The following is a 19176-nucleotide window of genomic DNA, read 5'->3' as shown; positions in this document are numbered from 1 at the left end:
CGCCCAAATACTCATTCCAACATCGCCTTCAGTGCCGCCAAATCCACCTTGCTCCCATGTCGCGCATCCATCGGAATCGCGTCCACAACCCGAATGTCCAACCCCTCCGGAACAGGCCAATCACGCAAGGCATCGGCCTCAATCGCCAATACCGACGCCCCTGCAATCTCCACCAAAGCCGCGCGCCGCACTCCCCCCCAAAGCCGTGCAGCAACTTCCACCTGAAATGGATAAAGCCACCCATCCTGCCACGTCACACGCGCGCTATGCCGGCCCAGCAACCACAACCGCCCTGTCGCATCCAAGCGCCCCGCATCACCAGTGCGATGCCAAATACGCCCCCCCTCGTTAACCTTGTTCGCGGCATCGTCCACCGGGTCCAGATACCCCTCGTTGACATGCGCTCCCGCAACCCAAATTTCATCGTCTTCCAACCGAAGCTCGACCACTGGCACCGGCTTGCCCACCAGCAACCCATCCCCCGCCGCCATCGCTGCCCAATCCGCCTCTGCGATATCCAACGCCGAGATTTCGGCAATCGGCTCTGCCTCGGTTGAGCCATAGACGGCCGTCACCCGGCACTGTGCTGCCAAGGCGCGCATGACATCGGGAAAAACCGGCCCACCTCCGGTGAACACATCCGTGACGGCTTCTGGCACGCCGACCTCGCCCAGCCGTTCGCAAAGCGCTGGCGGTAACAACGCCCGCGTGGCGCCCGAATGGTTAATCCAGTTAACCAAGTCTGTGCCCGTCACATCCCCCTGCTTCGACAGTTTCCAGTTCGGCAGGACAGAGCATCGCCCCGCCGCCAATCCCACCAACACGAACACCGGAAACGCCACCAAGTCCCGCGCGCCCTCCGCCTCCAGCAGCGGCGCCACTGCCGCCCGCTGCCCCATCAAAAATCCGTGGCTGCGCATAATGCATTTCGGCACGCCGGTTGAGCCTGACGTGAAAGACATCAGCGCCGGATCGTCCCTTTCAAATGCCACCGCCTCTGGCGCCCCCACTCCGCCCGGACGCAGCCCTTTCGCCCGCCAAAGCCCTGGTAATAAACGCAAAAACCTATACGCGCCCGTCGCCACCATCAGCTTTGGCCGCGTCACCCGCACCGCATGGCGCAAGCCTTTCAAGCCCAAGGCCGGCTCTGGAAAAACCGCCACCGCGCCTACCATCCACAGGCCCGCCAAAGCTGCGTAAAGGTCCGCGCCAACGGGCATGGCGACCAATGCGCGATCGCCTTTTCGCACGCCGCGCCGCTGTAAATCCGCGGCGAACCCTTCCGCCCGCGCCAGCAAATCCGCAAAGGAGACAGGCCGTCCATCACCCTCGATCAGCGCCACTGCGTCGCCGCGCGCCGCGACCGCATCTCGAAAGGCATTAACCAAGTCAGCCAAGCCGTCGCCCCATCAACCCATAGCGCCGGATCACGCCTGCACCTTCCTGCCGCGACCGTGTGGCAGATAGGTTATCTTCATGGATAAGCGCATGAATCGCATGGGAAAATCCGATCTGATGCGCCGTTGCATGAAACTGCTGCGCCAGCATCGCACCTGCCCCTTTCTGCAAGCTCGCATAGGTCTTCAAGATCACTGAAGATGGCGCGCGCCCCTCTGCGTAATTTGGCAGACCGAACAAAAACCCCGCCAACTCGCCCTGCTGTCCACGCGCAAACAAGATCAAATCTGGCACCAACATCGGCACATAAGGCAAATACATTGCCAGAAAATCCGCCTCAGATATCGGTTTATACAGCACATTTCCCGAAAATGCGTTCAGCGAAAGCGCATGCACATCCCGAAAAAATCCTTCCGGATCAGTGCCATCCCAAGTCTCCACCCACAGCGCCTCTGTCGCCTCCGGCATCTCATGAGCTTGGCTTTCTATCGCGACACGGGCCGAGAAATATCGCTCGATCACCTCAAAACCGGCCTTCTCGAACGCCGCCAAATTCTGTGGTTTCGACTGTGGCTCCATCACAAACGGTGCCGATCCGTCGCTCTCCAAAACCAAACGATAGGCATGCCAAGTAGAGCCATCCATGGGGCCAATGACGCTCTCAAACCCCTCTGATTTCAGCGCATCGCAGGCCTTGCTCAACATCTCGGCACCCGCTTCGGCATCTTCGCATTTGAATTTACCGACCGTCGCTGTGCGCCCCCGCCAAACCGGTGCATCCCGGTAAATCGTTAACGACGTCTTACCAGATATTAACGTTTCTTCGGTCATCGAAGCCCTCCGAATTGCAGCCCATACGCCCCCAGCGGAACGATCAGCGCCAAGACCGTCAGTTTCAGAACTCTAAGCCGCAGAAACGCCTTCGGTCGAAGGGCGGCCAAGGCCACGATCCCGGCGACGGATACAGCGCTGAGCGGCACGAGGAACGCACCTGCGGCTTCCCCGCTCAACGGCACGAATATCGCGCAGGCCGCAACCAAAAAAGCGCCTGCCAGAACGCCCCAGAGCGGCCTGCCCAAAGCGACCAGGCCCGCTGCCAAACCTGCGCATGTCATCGCATAAAAACCAAGCGCATTGGGACCCATCGCAAAGCCCAGGGCCAGCCATCCAAAGCTAATCAGGGCCAACCCGGCGACCACGTCCAACTCGGGAAACGGGTCCTCACTGGGCGCGATCCGGCGGGTCAACAGATGCGCCGCAAGCACGCAGGCGGGCAGCACCGCATTGCTCCATTCCGTAACCGACAGGATCAAGAAAAACGCCACCAGATAGACCCGCGCGACATGCGACGTGATCCTCAAAGAGCCCGAGATCAAAGGCACCATGACAAGTGCAGCGACATAGACAAGCGCCATCGCAAGAAGCGTCTCTACGGCGCTGTCACGATGAATCGCCAAGATAATCAAAAGACCTAATGGCAGGAAAAGATTGTCAAATCCGCGCCAACTATCCGCTTCGAACTGTGTGCCAAACACCGCAACGAGAAGTGCCAGAAGCAAGGTCTCAGGCCCGGTTTGCGCTTGCGTCAGGATCAGGACACTCATCGCAATGACAAGTGTCACAAGAAAAAAGATAGCGCTGCCTTCAAACGATTTGCGCCCGTCCTCGACCGTGTAAAATCGGCGCCCATAGGCTGATCCGGTCAGCGCGGCAGCAGCATCCGACAAGGTCAAAACGGCCAAGGGCAATGTGTAAAGCAGCATGTCGCGTTCCGACAAAAGCAACACCGCGCCAATGGCGACGGCAAGCAGGTAATCGCCGTAGCTGTTACGCTCAACACTGTGCAACGCCCCGCCTAAACCGCCCTTCGCAAAGCGCAATCCGGTCATCACGATCAGCGCCAAACCAAGAAGCAGATAGATCGGCCAGTTCTCAGCAAAAAGCCAAGGCAGTGCCAGCGCGTAAAGCCCGGTTCCAATATGCACCAGCTTGCGTTGAAGCTCGGCAGGCCAGCCCTGCCTTTGCGCCGCAAATCGCACAGCCGCTATCAGCGCCGTAAAGATGCCGACAGAGGCGAATGCCAGCCCGATTTGCAGCCCAAAACTCACCCCAAGACCTCTTCAATCACGAAATCTGAATAGAAAAACGCGTTGTCCTGGGCTTTCAGTTCGTTTTCGAGATGTGAAAGCGTTTTAACCTTCGTCAACAGCGCATCCGGCACCCTGCGCGGGGCCATCATGTTCCAATAAACAAGCCGCGCGCCGGGGTTTGAGGCTTTCAAAAGGCTTTCGTAAACCTGCGCCGCGATCTCGGGCGACATATACTCGAAAATGTCCGACAGATTATAACCATCGGCCTTTTCACCGCTCTCGACAAAGGCCTCCAAAGCGCCAAGGCGGATATCAAGTCGATCCAGCCTGTCGCGGATCGTATGAAAGTGCTCTTCTCGCCACGGCATGGGCAGGGCGTTGCCATGATCACCCTTCAAAATCCAATGTAGATACGGGTTATCCACAGGGTCCAAATCTATGGCGGCATGACGGATACGGCGAGCGACGTGATCGGAAACGGAGCCGTCCACATGATCAAAAAACGCCTTATCACGCCCCATTCGCCCCATCATGAAACGGGAAAAAAAGAGCTTGAGAAGTGTGTTCCAACGCCATGTCTCAAAACGATTTTCAAGGAAGACTTTTCGTTCGCTCTTTGGCTTGGAAACGAAGATTTCGTCCACCGTCGCACGGCTATGAGCAAGAGGCAGCACCACCTGTCGAAAGAGGCGGAAGTAACGCTCGAACTTGCCAACACCCCCCGCGCCATGGGCTTGCACATCTGCGACTTTATCCATCCAGAAGGCTTGTGTTTCGCTATCAAGCGGGGCCACCGCACGATCCAGCAGTGCTGCGCGGTTTTTGGCGGGCCGTGCGCCCATGAGGGCCAGGAACTCACCATGATGCAGGGTCTGAAACGCCCCAATCCGCAGCTTTAAACAGGCGATTTGAGCGGGGGATAAGTCCAGCACGACAACCTTCGCCGGATTTAGCGTCAGCAGGCTGAGCGCATTGTCTCCAGCCGAGCAGATTGACACCAATGTCCCGCCGACCACATCGCCCATCGCCTTGGTTAAGACGTCCGCATCCTCCCACAATTGGGCGTAGCGGATGATGTCGAATTGGGCGCGTTTGGCAATATCGGCTTGGCTCATGTCAGCTTCCTCACGGTGCCGGTTTCTCCATTTACTTCAAGGGTTTCGCCCGAGATGACCCACTCGGTTGCGCCCTTTAGACCCACGACGCAAGGAATGCCCAGTTCCCGCGCGACGATGGCGGAATGCGACAGCAGCGAACCACGCTCAACCACGATGGCGGAGGCGTTGGAAAAGACCGCGATCCAGCCGGGGTCAGTGTTGCGGGCGACCAGAATTTCGCCAGGCGTCAGGCTTTCGGTGCGCGGGTCAAGGATCACGCGGGCTTTTGCCGTGATCACGCCAGCCGAACAGCCGGTCGCCTGCTGCACATCGCCCGTGGGCGGGGGCGGTGCGGATGTGGCAACGGGCGCGGTGATCGCGGCGCCGCGGATCGTCAGGCGTTCATCGGGATCAGGGCGTGAAGCGGAGGCCTCTGTTTCCGCTTTTCGTAACGAAACCAATGCATTGAGGTCTTGTGTTAATCCTGATCCTTCGATGCTGCCCAGAACCTCGTCCACGGTCAGGAAGAACACGTCGCGCGGGTCGGACAGCTTGCCCAACGCGGTTAATTCGCGGCCCATGGCAAGGAAGATGCGGCGGGCATGGCCGAAGATGCGGGTGCGCTCGAACCGCAGGTTTTCGCGGTCGCGGACGCGGGCTTTGGCCCATGTGGTGACGGCCTTGGCGACGGTCCGTTTGAGGGGGTTCGCGATCAGCACGGACCAATCTGGATCGGTATGTTCGTGGACTGTGACGGGGCGCGCGGCTTGGGCGCTGATGGCGGCGTAAAGCTGGGCGGGATCGTCTGACAGCGGGATCGATTCCAGCTTGAGTTCTTGCGTGCAGCGGTCACCGAATTTGGCAAGATAGCTTTCGATCTCGGTGGCGATTTCGGGGTGTTGTTTCGCTGCGAATTCAGCGTCGGTCTCGCCTTTCGCCGCTACCATTGCGCCGATTTTTGCGATGCGTTGGGCGGGCTCGGCAGAGACGATATCGCCCTGCCCGATCATCACGTCATTGTGGAAGCTCAAGCCCTTGGGACCGGCCCATTTTTCCAGCAAGTTACGCGAGAGGCCGAAGCCGATCATGCACAGAAAATCGTTGACCAGCGGGGCGTCCCACTGGTCGAGCAGCTCGCTCTCAATCGCGCGGTATTCGGCGGCCAGTTCGGTGAGATTGGCGGTCTTGTAAGCGTCCCCACGAGAGAGGGCTTTGTTGAGCCGCGCATAGAAGCGCGCGCGGGTGCGGGGGAGGCGAATGGCTTGCCAGATCAGGCCGCCTCCGACCCGTGCGACGCGTCCGTAATCGCGCCATTTGGCCCAGCCTTCAAGGTCGGGGGGCGCGATGGCTTGGGTCAGCTCTTCGGGGAGGGGTTCATCGACGCCCATCATGGTTTCCATAAAGGCGCGGTTGAGGGTGAATCCGGGCAGCAATGCTAACGCGCGATACCAGTTTCCGAGGTTATAATAAACGCGGCCATCGAGGCGGGCGAGCATGTTGTCGAAAACGGCTGCGTTGGTCGCGATCTGGGGCTCGGAGACGCCCAGAAGGCGGACAAACGCGCGGTAGACGCGGGCATAGACGTATGTGGCAAAACTGTAAGTCAGGGGGCTGACGAGGCCGGGATAGCTCTCAACGATGTTGGAATTGTCGAGGATCACGAGGTTTGTGTCGCGCTGCGCAGGGGGCTTCAGGTCGGTTGTGATGGGGCGCGATTGCAGCATGTGGAGCGTGCCGTCCGCGATGGCCCATTCGATGTCTTGAGGCGCGCCGAAAGCGGCCTCAGCGGCGCGTGCGAGGGCGGCGACTTCGCGTGCTTGGTCTATGGTTAACACCTCTGGCGTTTCGGGCGCGGTCAGCGGGGTGTCTGCGGCATCGAAAAGCCAGTCCTCGCCGTCTTTTTCGCCGCTGACCAAGGCTTCGCCCAGCCCTTTGATGGCCGAAATCACGACGTGGCCCCGCAGGCCCGTGACGGGGTCGGCGGAGAAGGCGACGCCTGCGGCCTCGGCGGGGATCATTTGTTGGATGACGATGGCGGGCGGCTCTGCCGCGTCGCCAGTTTTGAGGTCGCGGTAGGTGGTCACGGTCGCAGCGAAACCGGAGGACCAGACTTGGGCGGCGGCGTCAAGCAGGCCGGTTTTCGGGACGTTCAGGACGGTGTCGAATTGGCCGGCATGGGAGTGCTCGGCCCCGTCTTCGGCGCGGGCCGAGGAGCGGACGGCGTAGGGGCCGGGGCCGAGGGTTGCGGCGGCTTTTGCGAGGGCGGTCTTCAGGCCGCGTTTTGGGGTTGGTTTGGCAGGGTCGCCGGAGAAGGCGTTGGCCTCAAGCACGCAAAACGGCGGGACGTGGAAACCGGCTTTGGTGAGGGCTGCGAGGGACGCGCCTTTGCCGCCTGCGGTGGCGGGGTCTGTGGCTTGGGTTTCGGTCAGGATCATGTCAGCACCAAGGGGAGAAAGCCTGCGGCGCCGTAGCAGATCAGGACCCAGAGGCCCGCCATGGTGTCAGCGCGTTTTTCGGCTTTGACGGTGGGATGTTTCGCGTATGAAACCGCGGTGGCGAGGGTGATAATGGCCCCTGCTCCGCCAATCAGGGCCATGGGGAAGAGCAAGCCGAGCGCGTGGCCGACGCCGAGAAGGAGGGCGTAGGCGAGGAGGATGAAGGCAGCCCAGACGGCGGCGGCGCGTTGCGGGCTCCAGAGTTTGGAGTAGGTCTCGACCCCTTCGCGCTCGCTTTCGGGCGCCCAGAGTTTGCGGCCGAGTTCGAGGACGACTCCGTTCACGAAACTCAGCGCGAGGAAGAGCCAGAGGGCGCTCGCGGGGCCGCCGCCGGGACGCCATTCGAGGCCGGTGAGCAGCAGGTCAATGAGCGGCATGATCGCCATGTGGCTCAGCAAATAAAGGACGGGGCGGGCCTTGAGCCATGCAGGCACGCCAAACTCTAACGTCATGGCGGCGAGCCAAGCCCATGTGAGGAGCAACAGAGTCAAGACGTCTGCGGGGACGGCAGCTAGCACTGCGATGGGGATTGTGGCGAGGCCGCAGATCACGATGGTTCGCAGCGAAACCAGACCGCGCGGGATCGGGCGTTCGGGGCGGTATCGGGCGTCGTCATCGGCGTCTTTGACCTCGTCCGCGACGCGCATCTGGAAGAAGAGGATCAGCGCAAGGGCGAAGCCGGTGAGGTAGGTCGGCAGGCCCGGCAGGTCTCTGCCTGCGAGGAAGGCGGAGACGTTGATCGAGGCGGCGGAGAAGACGGCCAGCAAGGGCACCGTTTTGGCGAGCGGGAAACGCTCGGACTGGTAGATCCAGAGGGTTTTGGCGAGGTTCATCGTTGGCGGGCCAAGCTATCGTGGGCACGGGTGAAATGGCCTGCGGCCATGGCGGCGACGATGGAGATTTCACCGCACAGACACAGGGCTGCGGTGACTTCGGCAAGGGCGGCTCCGTTGCCTGCGCCCTTGAGGCCGAGGATGTTGAGGCCCGCGGTTTGGGACGGCAGGGAGGTGCCGCCGCCGACGGAACCGACAAGGATATTTGGCATGGTGACAGAGCAGAAAAGACCACCCTCGCGCCGCTCCATCCGTGTGAAACCGACAGCGGATTCAGCAACGCAGGCGGCGTCTTGGCCGGTGGCGATGTAGAAGGCGGCGAGGCCGTTGGCGTAGTGGGCTTGCGCGCCCAACTGGCCCGACAAAAGCGCCCCGAGATTGGCGACGCGGGCGTAATCCAGCATCTCGTCGGTGGTGGTGTGCAGGGCCTTTTCGATCAGCGGATCGGGGAGCGTGACGGCGGCGGAGACCTTGCGGCCCCGGCCCGTGATGGTGCCGAGGGAGGAGGCTTTCTTGTCGCCGGAGAAGTTGCCTTCGACATACCAGCGTTTGATCGGGACGGGGCAGTGTTCGGCGATGGTTTCGCACAGGGCGTTGGTGGCGATTGTCACCATGTTTTGCCCTGCAGCGTCGCCGGTGGTGTAGCGGCACAGCAGGAAGGCGACGTTGTTGTCGATCACGGGTTCGAGCGAGGTGAGTTTGCCGTGATTTGTGGTGGCCTCGGCGGCCTCTTTCAGCAGGTCTGCGTTGCCGACAACCCAGTCTATGAAGGTGCCCGCCTGAAGCAGTGTGTCGAAGGTGAAGGCGGGGGTTCTGAGGACGCCTTCGTAAAGGACAGCGGTGGAGATGCCGCCCGCCTTGGTCGCCACGTAAGCGCCGCGCGCGTAGGAGGCGACAAGCGCGGCCTCGGACGTGGCCATGGGGATGTGATAATCGCCATCGGCGTAAAGGCCGTTGATGCGCAAAGGGCCTGCGATGCCAACGGGGAGCTTCACGGTGCCGATCATGTTTTCGATGTTCGCGGAGTAGTGGTTCGCGCGCGAAACGGTGTCCGGATCGGCGATGGCGGCTTTGTCGGCGTCCGTGGCGGGGCCTTGGATCAGGCGGGTCCAATAGCGGTTGATCGACGCCTCGGTCGCGGTGCGGACGGGGCGCAGGGTGGTGAAATCATCGTCTTTGGGGAGCATGCGGGATTCATGCCCCTGCTCGAAAAACCGCGCGCGGACACGTTTTAGCATCTCGGTGACGTGGAATGGAACGACCATACTGTAACCCCTGCCCCTTTTGTTAACCCTGATATTACACCGCTTTGCCGGGATTGGGACGGGAAATTGGCGTGTTAAGGAACCTTGCTTGCGGCCGGGTTTCGCACGCGAAACCGCGATGGCGAGCGCATTGGTTTGATTGAAAGATTCCCAATGCGCGTCGGTATTATGTTATGTTTCAAGCGTGCGGTCTGTTAAGAAATCCCCTCTTTTTCAGAGAGTTATACTGCCGCGCACGCGAGAGTTCGCCGAAGACTGGCAAGACCGGATCGCGCGACCGATATTTAGAACAGTGTCGACAGAAGGAGCCTTGCGATGATTACGGTGAACTTCACATCCCCGATTTCCGCCCCCCGCCGCGCGGCGTTTGAGCGTTCAGCCCAGCGCTGGGATGAGACGCTCAACACCAGTTTCGCGCCGGTGACAGTGGATGGGGTCACGATCGACGGGGTGACGATTGACGCGGCTATCACGCCAATTGACGGCGCGGGGGGCGTCTTGGGGCAAGCAGGGCCGTCGGTGCTGCTGCCGGGCAGCGAATTGCCCGCGAAAGGCGTGATGGAGTTCGACACGGCGGATGTGGAGCGGCTGGAGGCCGAGGGAAGCTTTGAAGACGTGGTGCTGCATGAAATGGCCCATGTGTTGGGCTTCGGCACGCTTTGGAGCCGCTTGGGGCTGATCGCGGCAAGCGGGACGAACAATCCGATTTTCACAGGGCCCGAGGCCGCCCGCGAATTTGGCGCGCTGGAGGGCGGATCGGCCCGGGCGGTGCCGATCGCGAACACAGGCGGGACCGGCACGCGCGAAGGGCATTGGCGCGAGCTGGTTTTTGGCGATGAACTGCTGACAGGATTTCTGTCAGGAGCGGATCGGCCCATCAGCCGTATGTCATTGGGATCATTCGCGGATATGGGCTATGAGGTGGATTACGCGGCGGCTGATCCGTTCGAGCTACCGAGCTTTCGCAAACTGGCCGAGATGGGGATCACCGAGGCCGTGCGGATCTGCGATCTGTGCCGGATGGGGCGGCCTGAACCTTGGGTTTTGGGTAGCTAGCACGCGCCAGGGCCTGTATGGGTTTGGCGACGGTCAGCGGCGCTGGCAAAGGTTCAAACAGACGGGGTTTCATCATGGCAAACAGCAAACGGATCGTGCTTTCGAGCGACCACGCGGCGATTGAGCTGCGCCAGGCGATCGCAGCGCATATCGCGGAACGCGGGTTTGAGGTGAACGATATCGGCCCGGTGAGCCCGGAAAGCACGCATTACCCCAAACATGGCGAGGCCGCTGCGCGGGCTGTGGCGGCTGGCGACGCTGATCTGGGGATTGTGGTGTGCGGGACAGGGCAAGGCATCATGATGGCCGCGAACAAGGTCAAAGGCATCCGGTGTGGCGTGTGCTCGGATACGTTTTCGGCTCAGATGATCCGCACGCATAATGACGCGAACATGCTGGCCCTGGGCGCGCGGGTGCTGGGCGAAGGTCTGGCGCTGGAGGTTGTCGATGCGTTTTTGAGCGCAGAGTTTGAGGGCGGACGGCATGGGCTGCGGGTGGATATGATTAAGGGGATTGAGGGGTAGATCGCTAACTTAATCAATGAACAATCAACCAGATGATTTAATCGCGCCTCGTGCGCCGCCCAAGAGGCCCTGGCGTTGGGTTTTTCTGATCCTGTGCGTGGCTATGGTCTTTTCGGCATATTTGATCTTCGTGCATCGGCAGAGCAGCACACTTAGCGAGATGCTTGAGGACGGCGTCCGGTTATCAGCACTCGACGATCACTTCGCACTATTCGACACAAGCTGGCGTCAGGTCGGAAGTAAGTACGAGCTTTCGGGCGCGGTTATCGTTTTTGCCAAGTCGCGCACTGAAACCTATTATTCTATCAACGCGACTTTCCTGCGCGCATTATGTGGCTCCGTTTTGACGGCTATAATCCAAATGCCAGAGGCACCTACGGAGCGAGGCGACGTTTTTCAGCTAATCCTTTGGTTCCCAGCTTTCGAAGACGGCGAACCAACAGGTGAGATTTGGGGTGGGCAGAGATTTAAGCTTCCTTTGACAAACGGCGTCTGTCCGACGCTTCAAGACTTAAATGACCTCGTCTTGATGCCGGTATTTGAGGCATAAGTGTTTAAGACACAAAGCGTTTTGTCTTGGCATAGCGATTGTTTGCTTTTGAGCCTCTATGTTGCGTTTTGCAGCCCTCGCCCGGACACAAGCCTAAGGCGCCGGGTATCGGCGACCCGTTCCACGGGGAGGCGCAAGGCTGAAAGAGGTCCCGGATCAGGTCCGGGACGGGGTTAGTGGGAGTGCCCACCCGTCGGGTCCATGCCCTCAATATCCCCATGCACGGCAAACTGGTCCAGTCCTGCGTCTTGGGGTTCGATCATGCGGAAGCTCTCTTTGACGCCGGCCTCGGTGAGTTCGCGCGCGACGGTCAGAAGCGTATTAGGCTCCTGGTCCTCGCAGAGCTCCATCATGTGGGCGATTTCTTCGCGGGCGGCGGGCATGGCGGCGTCTACGGAAGGCGCGCCGTACATGGCGACGAAGTGATCGGCCAGCGCGGCGGTTAGGATTTCGACCTCGTTTTCCTCGACCACGGTCACGGCGACGAAGGTGACGCGGCCGAAGGTTTCGACGCCGAGCCAGCCGTTAGAGAACGCCTGGCGGGCTTTGCCGGTCAGGTCGGCCTCGGACCAGTTGGAGAACTCGAAACCGCCGGAGATGCACCATTCGCCGGTGCGCGCGGGGTTGTGGAAGACGCGCTGGTCGCTTTCGTCAAAATGAATGGCGCGGGCCAGTTTCATCTCGGGCTTGGTGTCGAATTTCATGGCTCAGGCGTCCTTCAACTGGGTTGAGAGCGGGATCAGATCGGTGGTGTCCGCGTGGCGCAGGAGCATTCCGAAGCGCTCATCAACGCCAAGGAAGGTGCCTTTTTTTTCCATGATCTCAATCTCTTCGCCGATATTGCGGGCGAGACCACGCCATTCAGCATGCAGGGCTTGGACGCCATCATCGGACCAGCGGTTGATCCAGACCAGCGTGTGGCGCGACCAGCTTTCGAGAAGGCGGACGGGGTCAACCTCAACACAGCCTTCGTCGAAAAGGGAGGTGCGATCGGGGGTCAAGCCGGGATCGTCGGTGTCGGGGATCAACGGGACTTCGAGCCCGATGACCAGCCATTCGGGGTCTTCGCGCGGATCGGCGGTGTTGGCGGCGGCTTTGAGCGTGCCGCAGAACGCGCCGTTCACCGTGATGGGACCGGCCCAATCAAGGTGCACCGCGACCTCGGGCGGGGCAAGTGCACCCAGCGCGTTCTGATAGCCGACACCGCAGAGCGGCAGCATCGCCATCGCCTCTTCCAGCGGGACCTCGGGGGCGAAGACAATGGCGGCGCGCAGGTGGCTTTCGGTGATCTTGTAGAACACAAGGCCGGGATCGCAGCCCAAGGCGGCTTGCGCGCAGGCCTTGGTGAAGGGGTCGAGCGCGCCGTCGACGCACTCGCCTTTCAGCAGAGGTGGGAAGGTCGGCTCGGTCATGCGTTTCCGTCTGCGATCAGTTGCTTGGCCACGCTGCGGAAGGCTTGAGCCTGAGCGCTTTGGGGCTTGGAGACGACAAGGGGCGCGCCCCCGTCGGCGGCCATGCGGATGTCGAGATGCAGGGGGATTTCGGCGAGCAAAGGCGCGCCGATTTTCTCGGCCTCGGCTTTGACGCCGCCATGGCCGAACATGTGTTCCTCGTGACCGCAGTTAGAGCAGATATGGGTGCTCATGTTTTCGATCATCCCAAGGATCGGGACGTGCAATTGATTAAACATATCAATGCCTTTGCGGGCGTCGATCAGGGCCACGTCCTGCGGGGTCGAAACGACGATGGCGCCGGTCACTTCGGACTTTTGCGCAAGGGTCATCTGCACGTCGCCGGTGCCGGGCGGCAGATCGACCAGAAGCACATCAAGCGCGCCCCATTGCACTTGGGTCAACATCTGCTGCAGCGCGCCCATCAGCATGGGGCCGCGCCAGACGACGGCCTGATCTTCGTTCTGCATGAGACCCAGCGACATCATGGTGACGCCGTGGTTGCGCATGGGCAGGATTGTCTTGCCATCGGGGCTGGCGGGGCGACCCGAGACGCCGAGCATGCGGGGCTGAGATGGCCCGTAGACATCGGCATCCAGCAAGCCGACGCGGCGACCTTCGGCAGCGAGCGCGCAGGCGAGGTTGGCGGAGACGGTGGATTTGCCGACGCCACCTTTGCCCGACGCGATAGCGACGATGCGGTCGATGCCGGGGATTTTCTGGGGGCCTTGGGGTTCGGCCTTGCGACCCGGTTTCAGATCGGGCGGGGCCGCGGGTTTGGAATGTGCGGTCATTACGACCGAGACGGTTTCCACGCCGCCCAGGGCTTTCAGCTTGTCCTCGGCTTCTTTTTGGACAGGCGTAAGAGCCTCGGCCTTGGCGGGGTCAATCTCCATCACGAAGCGGACGGCACCTGCGTCGACATTCAGCGCGCGGACGAGCCCTGCGGCGACCATGTCGTCCCCGCTGATGGGGTCTTTGATGGTTTTCAGCGTCTCAAGGACGGCATCGCGGGTGGCAGCCACGTTATTCGGCCCCTTTGATCGTTCCGGTCACGGTGTGTTCGACGTCCAGCCCGTCGATGGTCAGCACGACCTTGGCCTCAAAGGTTTTTCCGGCGGTGCCGTCGGTGCTGCGCATACCTTCCTCGATGGCTTGCTGCGAGGTCACACCGACCTGCTTGAGGAACTTGCGCATCGACATGTTGAAATCTTCGTCCATTTTTCTTCCCCTCGTTTTTGTTGACCGGATCGCGGCCTGCCCCCTACCCTAGCGGTTGGGAGCCATAATGACAGGAGCCGCCATGCGACGGACCTGCGTGTTGATTTTGAGCGTGTTGGCGGGGCCTGCGATGGCCGACGACAAGCAATTCACCTTGGATGTGGACCCCGCTTTGGTTGAAGCGGGTGTCATGCAGCATCTGCTGCCACGCTTTTCGCTGAAGACCGGAATTAAGGTTAACATCGCGGGTGGTGAGGCCGATCTGATGCTGGGCGACGGGGGCGCTCCTGCGGTGGCGCAAGGCGACAGCGTCTGGGGCCTGTCGGAGGCCAGCGACCCGGATGCGGTGCGGTTTTCCGAGTGGCTTTTGTCGGAAGTGGGCGTGCGCACGCTGGAGAGCTTCGGAGGCGGCTTCGGCGCGCCCGTTGTTGAGGTTGCCGCTGGCGAAGAGGTGGCGATCACGGGCGATCTGGCCTTGGGCGAGACCGCCGCGCTCACGCATTGCGGGCGCTGTCATGTGGTGAACGAGAGCAACCGGATGAACGCCATCGGCTCCACCCCGTCTTTCGGAATGATGCGCAATTTCAGCGACTGGGACCTGCGGTTTGCGACCTTCTGGGAGTTGAAACCTCACGGCGCATTCACCCAGATTGACGGCGTGACAGAGCCGTTCGATCCCGAACGCCCCTCGCCCATCGCGCCGGTCGTGATGGACATGGCGGAGGTGGATGCAATCCTTGCCTATGTGGCCAGCCTCACACCTGCGGATTTGGGCGCGCCGATCCAATCTCAGTGATCCTTGCGCTTGGTGTAATAGTCGTCGGTGGTGCGCGGCTTGGGCCGCTCGTTTCCAGCGAAGGGGTTGTTTTCGCTGTGATATTGCGCCTGCACGCGGCAGTTGTCACACATCTGGATCATGCGGGCAGCGTCGGATGAGGCGAACATTGAGTGCTTGCCTGCGAGCTTTTCCGTGATCTTGTCGATCGTGGATTTGACGCCGAATAACGCGCCGCATTCGATGCAGGCGGCGGGCTCTTCTTCATGCAGGGTGGACTGGCTGAGCGCGGCATCTGAGAGATCGAAGCGCGGCTCGTATCCGATGGCATCTTCGGGGCAGACATTGGCGCAGAGGCCGCATTGCAGGCAGGCGTCTTCCTGAAACCTGAGTTCGGGTTTGTCGGGGTTGTCGGCCAGCGCGCCGGAAGGGCAAAGCGACACGCAAGACAAGCACAATGTGCAGGCCTCGGTGTCGACAAGGACCGCGCCGTAGGGGGCGGTGTCGGGCAGCGGGATGGGTGCGTCGGCATCGGGGCGCAGGGCTTTCGCGGCGGTGCGTGCGACTTGGCGGCGGGTGCCCATGGGCAAGATCGGCTCGGCCAGTGGCGCGGGCGCGTCGCCCAGCGCGTCCCAGAGCGCTTCGGGGTCGGTGATGTCGATCAGGCGGGCGTTGTCTTGGCCGCTGATCGCCAGCGTTAAGGTTAATTCACGCTCCAGCGCGTCGCGTTCTGTGGTCGGGGCCAGCAGGACTTGGACGTCGGCAAAACCCACGGCGAGGGCAGCGAGCATTTCGGCGTGGCCAAAGCCTGCGATTGTGTCTAGCGACATGGGGATGACGTTGGCGGGCAGGCCCTGCGCGTAACGGGCGGAGAGCTGGATCAGCTCGGCCCCGAATTTGGCGTCATGAACGAGAAGGCGGGGGTTTTGGCCGCCTGCTTGGACGTAGGCCGAGGCCAGCGTTTCCATCCGGCGGAAGGTGAAATTGGTGGGCGGGTCCTCGTACGTGATCGCGCCTGAGGGGCAGAGCGCGGAACACGCACCGCAGCCAGCGCAGACCATGGGGTCGATGGCGACGTGATCGCCAGCGGACGTGATGGCACCGGTCGGGCAGATATCGAGGCAGTTGGTGCAGGCGGTTTGACCCGCGCGGGAATGGGCGCAGAGCGAGGCTTCGAGCCGGACATAAAGCGGCTTCTCAAACGTGCCGATGAGTTGCGACGCGGCGAGGAGAGCGGCTTGCACGGTTTCGGGGCGTCCGGGGTCGGCGCGCAGGTAACCTTCGCGCTTTTCGGGGGCCGGAAAAAGCGCGGTTTCGCCCGTCAGATCAAGGATGATATCGCATTGGGAGGCGGCCCCGTTGCGGGGGGCGGTCCAGGTCAACTCGCGTCCGCCGGGGTTGAGCTGCTGCAGCGCATCAATCGTCAGGTTGAAGCCGCCAAAAGCGCCAGAGGCGCGGCGGATGCGGCCTTTGATCGGGTCATAACGGCGATCGAGAGGCGGCTCGGCATCGCTATCGGTGAGCAGAACGGTCACCGAAAGCGCGTCGGCCAGCTTGACAGCGGCGGGCAATGCGACGTCCGAATGCCCCACGATCAGGCACATGCCTTCGGACGTCACATCGACGGCGGGGGTGACCGGCGCATCCATCGTCGCCTCGGCCAATAACGCGGCCATTTTAGGGGTTTTCGAGGCAGTGTCGGCGGACCATCCGGCGCGATCCCGCAGGTCGACAAAGGCGGGCGCGTCGATCTCAAGATCGGCGGCGAGTTCCTCGAAGGTTGCGCGTTCTTGCTGGCAGGCGATAAGCGCATCGCCGGTCGCAATAGCGGCGCTCGCGGCCTCGATTTGCGTGGTGCAGAGCCCGGTATGCACGCGCGAGCAGGGCAGACCCGTGGCGGCCTCCAGCCCATCTCTATCGAGCGACTGACTTCCCAGACAATCGCATAAAATCAAATGCTTGGGCATCATGCCCCCTATTGGCTACGGCTCCGCATTCTTGCGGTATTTCGTTTGGCTTAACACAAGAGGTAGGTCCGAACCCGCTGGACCACAAGCCGAAAGGCGATTGCTGCGATGCGGCGTCCCTGGTGCAAGTGCAGCATTATATCTGACTGATTCTGTGGGTTTTTCTGCAACCTGCGGCAGGCGGTCGCGATCCAGTGAGCCCCCGTCTTAAAAAGCGCGACAAAACCGCCATTGTGCGCGGTTGTATACGCCAAACCCTTGGCACTCGATGCGGTGTTTGTAACAAATGTGATCAGCCAGCCGGACTAGCCGCCGCGCTCGCCAATTGGGAGGAGAGCTTGGGAACGCTCGCCGAAAAAGCCGTCATGATGCCGCTTGGTATTGTTATCCGCAAAAGCCCCGGGGTGACCCGCTGGGCTGCGTGGTCGTGGAAGGCTGTCGCGGTGTTGCCGGGGGCTGGTCCTGCGGAATGGGCCGAGCTGCGGCGTGAGGGCGACGTTGTCGAATACCATGCCGCCACCTGCCCGCTTGAGCTGCACCACACCCAGACGGAAGCCTATCTGACCGGATTGGCGGATGCGGTGCCTGCAATTTACGTGGTGATGCGCGATGAAGGCGATGGGCTTGAGGTGCTGTTGGTGACGGCCTCCCCCTATGAGGCGCAGGATTATCAGGACAGCGGCGAGGAGCTGGTCGAGAAGGTTCCGATGCCTGCCGGTCTGGTCGCCTGGATCCGGGATTTTGCCGATGCGCATCACGAAGAAGAAGAGTTCGTGAAGCGGCGTCGCGACAAGAAGCGGATTGATCTGGCCGAGGACGGCAAAGGCGATGCGCGTATTCGGCAGGTGGCGGATGTCTACCGCTCGCCCGCCAGCCGTCGGGAGCAGATGCATTGACCCGTGAGCGCAACTTCTGGTCGGCGCGCCGCCGTGCGGTGGAAGCCGAAGCGGAGGCCGAAGAGGCCGCGAAGATAGCCGCTGTCGAGGCAGAAGAGACCCGCGCGCTGGAAGAAAAGTCAGATGACGAGATTTTGGCCGAGCTGGAATTGCCCGCGCCGGAAAGCCTGAAAGAAGGCGATGATTTCAGCGCGTTCATGGCCAAGGCTGTCCCGGATCGCATTCGGCGCCGCGCGTTGCGGGTGCTGTGGCGGTCGAACCCTGTGTTGGCAAATGTCGATATGCTGGTCGATTACGGCGAGGATTTCACCGATGGCGCGAATGTCATCGAGAATATGCAGACCGCCTATCAGGTCGGCAAAGGCATGATGAAGCATGTCGAGGAAATGGCGCGGCAAGCAGCGGCGAAAGAGGCCGAGGCGGCGCGTGAAGACGATAACGAAGATGATGTGACCCCTGAGCAGGAGCCCGATGTGGAGATCGCGGCGGTGGCTGAGGCGGAGACGGAAGCGGACGAGGATGTGTCTGCTCCGGCGTATGAGTTTGAGCACACGGATGAGGATGCGGCACGCGATAACACAACGCCCGCCCCGGCCAAGCGCCGGATGCGGTTTGCATTTCAAGACAACTAGCCAAGGCCCGCGTAGACGGGACGGAAGGGACCATGACGAACACGATGGCAGAGACCAAGATCGCCGAAGAAGACCAGCTTCGCGCTGATCTTTATGACTTTCTGGCCGCTTTGCTGGCGCGCCCGGCGGATGAGGCGTTGCTCAAGCAATGCGCGGCCTTGTCGGGTGATGACAGTGATCTGGGTCAGGCGATTGGCGCGCTGAGCCGTGTGGCCCGTGCGGTGAAAGCCCGCGCGGTGGAAAGCGAGTTCAATGCGCTCTTCATCGGTTTGGGGCGCGGCGAGCTGTTGCCCTATGCCAGCTTTTATCTGACGGGCTTTTTGAATGAGAAGCCGCTGGCGACCCTGCGCAATGACATGTCAGCACAGCGCATCACGCGCGCGCCCAACGTCTATGAACCGGAAGACAACATCGCCTCTCTGATGGAGATGATGGCCGGGCTGATCACGGGGCGCTTTGGCGACCCAGCCAGCCTTGAGGCGCAAAAGACGTTTTACAACAAGCATATCGGCCCGTGGGCCGGTCACTTTTACAAGGATTTGGAAGGCGCAAAGAACTCGGTTCTTTATGCGGCTGTCGGCGCTGTCGGCAGTGCGTTCATGGAGATCGAGCGCGAGGCTTTTCGGATGATCGCGGAGTAATCCGCATTTTGAGCGGTCGGCATCCCCGGCCAAAACACGCAACGGGAGGAGACATCCCATGAGCAAGAAGACCGACGATGGCGCAAGCCGCCGTGACTTTCTGAAGCTCGCAGGCACCGCAGCCCCTGCGGTTGCTGTTGTGGCCGCCACCGGCGCCACGCAAGCCGAAGCAAGTCAGCCTGATCTGTCGAGCGACAAGATCCAGGACACAGCGCATACCCGCGCCTATCTCGACAGCGCCCGCTTCTAGGACGCCGTCACAAGAAGATCCCGGCGACTGGTTGC

General features: G+C 61.4%; 20 protein-coding genes. 8 read left to right on the top strand and 12 right to left on the bottom strand.

What is annotated here, in order from left to right; translation table 11 throughout:
- Positions 1 to 11: 11 nt before the first annotated feature.
- Genes KUW67_RS12880 through KUW67_RS12850 form a run of 7 tightly spaced genes read right to left on the bottom strand, consistent with a single transcriptional unit; the run spans position 12 to position 9178 of the window.
- Positions 12 to 1397, bottom strand: coding sequence for an AMP-binding protein (locus KUW67_RS12880; protein ID WP_224825728.1), 1386 nt, complete (start codon positions 1395 to 1397; stop codon positions 12 to 14).
- Positions 1390 to 2229 carry a hypothetical protein gene (locus tag KUW67_RS12875; RefSeq protein ID WP_224825727.1) on the bottom strand — a complete coding sequence of 280 codons (840 nt, stop codon included), beginning with the start codon at positions 2227 to 2229 and terminating at the stop codon, positions 1390 to 1392. Before KUW67_RS12875 ends, KUW67_RS12880 begins: the two co-directional genes overlap by 8 nt.
- Positions 2226 to 3506, bottom strand: a complete 1281-nt coding sequence (locus tag KUW67_RS12870) for a hypothetical protein (protein ID WP_224825726.1) — start codon at positions 3504 to 3506, stop codon at positions 2226 to 2228. The genes KUW67_RS12875 and KUW67_RS12870 overlap by 4 nt, the downstream gene beginning before the upstream one ends.
- Positions 3503 to 4603 (bottom strand): DUF3419 family protein, encoded by a 1101-nt coding sequence (locus KUW67_RS12865; protein ID WP_224825725.1) that lies wholly within the window; start codon positions 4601 to 4603, stop codon positions 3503 to 3505. Before KUW67_RS12865 ends, KUW67_RS12870 begins: the two co-directional genes overlap by 4 nt.
- A complete protein-coding gene (locus KUW67_RS12860) occupies positions 4600 to 7020 on the bottom strand; it encodes a PEP/pyruvate-binding domain-containing protein (protein ID WP_224825724.1) in 2421 nt (806 codons plus the stop codon). The genes KUW67_RS12865 and KUW67_RS12860 overlap by 4 nt, the downstream gene beginning before the upstream one ends.
- Positions 7017 to 7913 carry a UbiA family prenyltransferase gene (locus tag KUW67_RS12855; RefSeq protein WP_224825723.1) on the bottom strand — a complete coding sequence of 299 codons (897 nt, stop codon included), beginning with the start codon at positions 7911 to 7913 and terminating at the stop codon, positions 7017 to 7019. Before KUW67_RS12855 ends, KUW67_RS12860 begins: the two co-directional genes overlap by 4 nt.
- Positions 7910 to 9178, bottom strand: a complete 1269-nt coding sequence (locus KUW67_RS12850) for a hydroxymethylglutaryl-CoA reductase (RefSeq protein ID WP_224825722.1) — start codon at positions 9176 to 9178, stop codon at positions 7910 to 7912. The genes KUW67_RS12855 and KUW67_RS12850 overlap by 4 nt, the downstream gene beginning before the upstream one ends.
- Positions 9179 to 9493: 315 nt before the next feature.
- Between KUW67_RS12850 and KUW67_RS12845 the strand changes: the two genes are divergently transcribed.
- From KUW67_RS12845 to KUW67_RS12835, 3 genes are all read left to right on the top strand, one after another.
- Positions 9494 to 10234, top strand: coding sequence for a leishmanolysin-related zinc metalloendopeptidase (locus KUW67_RS12845; protein WP_224825721.1), 741 nt, complete (start codon positions 9494 to 9496; stop codon positions 10232 to 10234).
- Positions 10235 to 10308: 74 nt separating this feature from the next.
- Positions 10309 to 10758: a ribose 5-phosphate isomerase B gene (gene rpiB / locus KUW67_RS12840; RefSeq protein ID WP_224825720.1), complete on the top strand. Its 450-nt coding sequence runs from the start codon at positions 10309 to 10311 to the stop codon at positions 10756 to 10758.
- Positions 10759 to 10774: 16 nt separating this feature from the next.
- A complete protein-coding gene (locus KUW67_RS12835) occupies positions 10775 to 11308 on the top strand; it encodes a hypothetical protein (protein WP_224825719.1) in 534 nt (177 codons plus the stop codon).
- A gap of 173 nt (positions 11309 to 11481) precedes the next feature.
- On the opposite strand, the gene KUW67_RS12830 is transcribed toward KUW67_RS12835, so the two are convergent.
- From KUW67_RS12830 to KUW67_RS12815, 4 genes are read right to left on the bottom strand one after another with little or no spacing between them, the layout of a single operon-like run.
- Positions 11482 to 11988 carry a DUF6505 family protein gene (locus KUW67_RS12830; RefSeq protein ID WP_224825902.1) on the bottom strand — a complete coding sequence of 169 codons (507 nt, stop codon included), beginning with the start codon at positions 11986 to 11988 and terminating at the stop codon, positions 11482 to 11484.
- Between the two features lie 27 nt (positions 11989 to 12015).
- Positions 12016 to 12720, bottom strand: coding sequence for a biotin/lipoate--protein ligase family protein (locus KUW67_RS12825; protein WP_224825718.1), 705 nt, complete (start codon positions 12718 to 12720; stop codon positions 12016 to 12018).
- Complete coding sequence (gene apbC / locus KUW67_RS12820) at positions 12717 to 13784, bottom strand: iron-sulfur cluster carrier protein ApbC (protein ID WP_224825717.1); 1068 nt, start codon at positions 13782 to 13784, stop codon at positions 12717 to 12719. Before apbC ends, KUW67_RS12825 begins: the two co-directional genes overlap by 4 nt.
- A 1-nt stretch (position 13785) precedes the next feature.
- On the bottom strand, positions 13786 to 13980 hold the full coding sequence (locus KUW67_RS12815; protein ID WP_224825716.1) for a DUF6494 family protein: 195 nt from the start codon (positions 13978 to 13980) through the stop codon (positions 13786 to 13788).
- Positions 13981 to 14047: 67 nt separating this feature from the next.
- Between KUW67_RS12815 and KUW67_RS12810 the strand changes: the two genes are divergently transcribed.
- The gene (locus tag KUW67_RS12810; RefSeq protein ID WP_224825715.1) at positions 14048 to 14776 is read left to right on the top strand and encodes a hypothetical protein; all 729 of its coding nucleotides are present in this window, start codon (positions 14048 to 14050) and stop codon (positions 14774 to 14776) included.
- Here KUW67_RS12810 and KUW67_RS12805 read toward each other — a convergent pair.
- Positions 14770 to 16722 (bottom strand): 4Fe-4S binding protein, encoded by a 1953-nt coding sequence (locus KUW67_RS12805; protein ID WP_224825714.1) that lies wholly within the window; start codon positions 16720 to 16722, stop codon positions 14770 to 14772. The genes KUW67_RS12810 and KUW67_RS12805 overlap by 7 nt on opposite strands.
- A gap of 368 nt (positions 16723 to 17090) precedes the next feature.
- Between KUW67_RS12805 and KUW67_RS12800 the strand changes: the two genes are divergently transcribed.
- The 4 genes from KUW67_RS12800 to KUW67_RS12785 are packed head-to-tail and all read left to right on the top strand — an operon-like array spanning position 17091 to position 19141.
- On the top strand, positions 17091 to 17618 hold the full coding sequence (locus KUW67_RS12800; protein WP_224825901.1) for a DUF3305 domain-containing protein: 528 nt from the start codon (positions 17091 to 17093) through the stop codon (positions 17616 to 17618).
- Entirely contained in the window at positions 17615 to 18250 is a 636-nt protein-coding gene (locus KUW67_RS12795; RefSeq protein WP_224825713.1) for a DUF3306 domain-containing protein, read from the top strand. The genes KUW67_RS12800 and KUW67_RS12795 overlap by 4 nt, the downstream gene beginning before the upstream one ends.
- Positions 18251 to 18282: 32 nt before the next feature.
- Entirely contained in the window at positions 18283 to 18891 is a 609-nt protein-coding gene (locus tag KUW67_RS12790) for a molecular chaperone (protein ID WP_224825712.1), read from the top strand.
- Positions 18892 to 18949: 58 nt separating this feature from the next.
- On the top strand, positions 18950 to 19141 hold the full coding sequence (locus tag KUW67_RS12785) for a ubiquinol-cytochrome c reductase iron-sulfur subunit N-terminal domain-containing protein (protein ID WP_224825711.1): 192 nt from the start codon (positions 18950 to 18952) through the stop codon (positions 19139 to 19141).
- Positions 19142 to 19176 lie beyond the last annotated feature (35 nt).

Origin of the sequence: Cognatishimia sp. MH4019 (assembly GCF_020177595.1) — a bacterium.
Lineage (GTDB): Bacteria > Pseudomonadota > Alphaproteobacteria > Rhodobacterales > Rhodobacteraceae > JAHTBL01.
The sequence above is the reverse complement of the archived record's forward strand: the minus strand, read 5'-3'. Positions and strand labels throughout refer to the sequence as shown.